The 3291-nt window shown below is 68.8% G+C and carries 4 protein-coding genes; 2 read left to right on the forward strand and 2 right to left on the reverse strand.

Annotated features, from left to right (window positions below):
• Together HUW62_RS49520 and nadB are read right to left on the reverse strand one after the other, a co-directional pair.
• A partial coding sequence (locus tag HUW62_RS49520; protein ID WP_255204027.1) for a rhomboid family intramembrane serine protease occupies window positions 1-439 on the reverse strand: 439 nt, incomplete at its 3' end.
• Between the two features lie 5 nt (window positions 440-444).
• Window positions 445-2034: an L-aspartate oxidase gene (gene nadB / locus HUW62_RS46430; protein ID WP_163864839.1), complete on the reverse strand. Its 1590-nt coding sequence runs from the start codon at window positions 2032-2034 to the stop codon at window positions 445-447.
• 87 nt (window positions 2035-2121) lie between these two features.
• Here nadB and HUW62_RS46435 point away from each other — a divergent pair, with 87 nt between their 5' ends.
• Window positions 2122-2811 carry a lytic transglycosylase domain-containing protein gene (locus HUW62_RS46435; RefSeq protein ID WP_163864840.1) on the forward strand — a complete coding sequence of 230 codons (690 nt, stop codon included), beginning with the start codon at window positions 2122-2124 and terminating at the stop codon, window positions 2809-2811.
• Window positions 2768-3291, forward strand: a 524-nt coding sequence (locus HUW62_RS46440) for a tetratricopeptide repeat protein (protein WP_176438100.1), incomplete at its 3' end; no start/stop codon positions are given. The genes HUW62_RS46435 and HUW62_RS46440, both read left to right, overlap by 44 nt.

Consider the following 3291-nt stretch of genomic DNA (forward strand, 5'->3'; position numbering starts at 1 on the left):
CCATGGGCGTGTCGAAGTTGAACAGCAGCGAGAAGGTGGACGCGCCCAGCGCGGTGACGAGCGACAACCCCAGGAAGCGCACGCTGCCGATGCCCCGCTCCAGCGTGAAGCCCAGCGTCACCACCACGGACATGTTGAACACGAGGTGGAGGATGCCGCCGTGCTCGAAGGCCGCGCCGAGCAGCCGCCAGTACTGCCCGCCCTGCACCGCGGGGCCGTACAGCGCCCCCACCGGAAGCTGTCGTGAGGCGAACGACGGGAGCTGGCCGGCCTCCTCCAGGCCGAACACCACGACGCAGATGCCGATGATGGCGTAGCAGACCCAGGGCTTGGGCTGGGGCGCCTGGGGCGGCGGCGGGGTGCCGAACGGGTGGCCCCCTCCGCGCTGTTCAGGGCCCGAGCCGGGGGCATCGAGGATGTGTCGCGGTCCGGAGGACATGTCGCTCACAGCTCCCGGGAGAGGGTGGTGTCACGCAACCAGTGGTGGTCGTCGGGGTGCGGATAGTCGAGCGTGAAGTGCAGGCCGCGGCTCTCCTTGCGGCGGCTGGCGCAGTCGACGATGAGCAACGCAACGTCGGCGATGTTGCGCAGCTCGATGACGTCGCGAGTCACCTTGAAGCGCCAGTAGTAGTCGCGAATCTCCTCGCGCAGGAGCTCCAGCCGGCGCCGCGCGCGCATCAGCCGCTTGTCCGTGCGGACGATGCCGACGTAGTTCCACATGAGGCGGCGAATCTCGTCCCAGTTGTGGCTGACGACGACGCTCTCGTCGGACTCCACCGCGCTGCCTGCGTCCCACGCCGGTGGGTCCTCGCCCGGCGTGGACAGGGAGGCCATCTCCTCCTGGGCGATTTGCACGGCGCGCTGGCCGAACACCAGTCCCTCCAGCAGCGAGTTGGACGCGAGCCGGTTGGCGCCGTGCAGGCCCGTGCAGGACACCTCGCCGATGGCGTACAGGCCCGGCACGGACGTGCGCCCGTACAGGTCCGTCACCACGCCGCCGCACTGGTAGTGGGCCGCGGGGACGACGGGGATGGGCTGCACCGCCATGTCGATGTTGAACGCCTTGCAGGTGGCGTAGATGTTGGGGAAGCGCTCGGTGAGGAAGGCCCGGCCCATGTGCGTCATGTCCAGGTACACGCACTCGTCGCCGGTGCGCTTCATCTCCGCGTCGATGGCGCGCGCCACCACGTCGCGCGGCGCGAGCGCGCCCAGCGGGTGGTAGCGCTCCATGAAGGTCTGCCCGCCCTTGAGCTTGAGCTTGCCGCCCTCGCCGCGCAGCGCCTCGCTGATGAGGAAGCTCTTGGCCTCCGGGTGGTACAGGCAGGTGGGGTGGAACTGGTAGAACTCCATGTTCGCCACCTGCGCGCCCGCGCGGTACGCCATGGCCACGCCGTCACCCGTCGCCACGTCCGGGTTGGACGTGTACAGGTACACCTTGCCCGCGCCGCCGGTGGCCAGCACCGTCACCTTCGCCAGGAAGCGCTCGATGCTCCCATCCTCCAGGAGCGCGTACGCCCCCACGCACCGGGTGGTGCCGGGCCGGGGCTGACGCCGGTCCAGGATGAGGTCGATGGCGGCCGTGTTGGGGAAGAAGGTGATGTTGGGCGTCGCGTCGCACCGGGCCAGGAGGGCGCGCTGCACCTCGCGTCCGGTGATGTCGCCCGAGTGGATGATGCGGCGCGCGGAGTGGCCTCCCTCGCGCGTCAAATCAAACTCGCCGGAGGTCTGCCGGTTGAACTCCGCGCCGAGCGTCACCAGCTCCTGGACGCGCTCCGGCCCCTCCCTCACCGTCACCTCCACCGCGTCCCGGTGGCACAGGCCCGCGCCGGCCACGAGGGTGTCCTCGATGTGGGCGTCGAAGCTGTCAGTGGGCGCGAGCACACTGGCGATGCCCCCCTGGGCATAGGCCGTGTTGCTCTCTCCGCGCTCACGCTTGGTCAGCACGGCCACGGTGCCGTGCCTGGCCGCCTGGAGGGCGAACGAGAGGCCCGCGACGCCTCCTCCCAGGACGAGAAAGTCGAACCGATGGGGCATGGCGGACAGCCTTAACGACTGTAAGTGCCGGAAACAAGGCGTTTTCTTGAGGACTTTCCTCCGTGTGTCTAAGGTTCGGGGGCCGATATGCGTGCCATTCCCGCGCTCAGCCTCTTCGCCGTGCTGGCCTTCCCGCTGTGGGCGGGGGCGTCCGAGTCCATCTACCGCTACGTGGAGAAGGACGGGACCATCGTCTACACGAACGTGCCGCCCTCCGGCTCCAAGGCGGCGAAGAAGATGAAGGGCTCGTTCGCCCAGGCGCCCGCGAAGAGCTCGCCGGCGGTGGGCCGCAAGAACACGCCGCCGGACCTGGACCCGCACATCGCCGCGGCGGCACTGCGCTACCGCATCCCCACGGCGCTGGTGCGCGCCATCATGCACGCGGAGAGCAACTTCAATAAGAATGCCCTCAGCCACAAGGGCGCCAGCGGACTGATGCAGTTGATGCCGGCCACGGCGTCGGACATGTATGTGAAGGACATCTTCGACGAGCGCGACAACATCGAGGGCGGCGTGCGCTACCTTCGCGTGCTCGCCAACATGTTCGAGGGCGACATGGTGAAGATGATTGCCGCCTACAACGCGGGGCCAGACGCGGTGAAGCGCTACGGCGGCAAGGTGCCCCCCTACGAGGAGACGCAGGGGTACGTCCGCAAGGTGCTCCAGCTCTACTACCACTACAAGGAGCGCGAGCGGCCCGCCGAGAGCGGTCCCCGCGAGCCCACATCCCAGAATGACGACGCGCGTGAAGGGGCGGGCGGAGACGAGCCCCGCTGACGACGAGTTCCTCCAGCAGCTCCAGCGCGGTGGCGAGCTGCTGGCCGCCAACAAGGTCATCGAGTCGAAGGAGTTCCTGGAGCGCGCCCACCAGCTCCAACCCCGCAACGAGAAGGCGCAGAACCTCCTGGGGCTCTGCTACTTCAAGCTCGGCCTGTTCGACAGGGCGGCGGAGCTCTACGAGATGCTGGTGCGCGACAACCCGGTGGACCCGACGCTGCGGGTCAACCTGGGCCTGGTCTATCTGAAGACGAACGCGCTGCAGCGCGCGGTGCGTGAGTTCGAGACCGCCACCGACTTGTCCCCCGAGCACCAGAAGGCCCAGAACTACCTGGGCCTCGCCCTGGCGCAGATGGGCGAGTATGGCCGCGCGCGCGAGCACTTCCTGCTCGCGGGCAGCGACCAGATGGCGGACAAGATGTCGCGCGCCATCGCCGGGGAGAACTACTCCCGACCCACGCCCGCGCCCGTGCCGCCTCC

The organism is Myxococcus sp. AM011, from assembly GCF_013372595.1.
Lineage (GTDB): Bacteria > Myxococcota > Myxococcia > Myxococcales > Myxococcaceae > Myxococcus > Myxococcus eversor.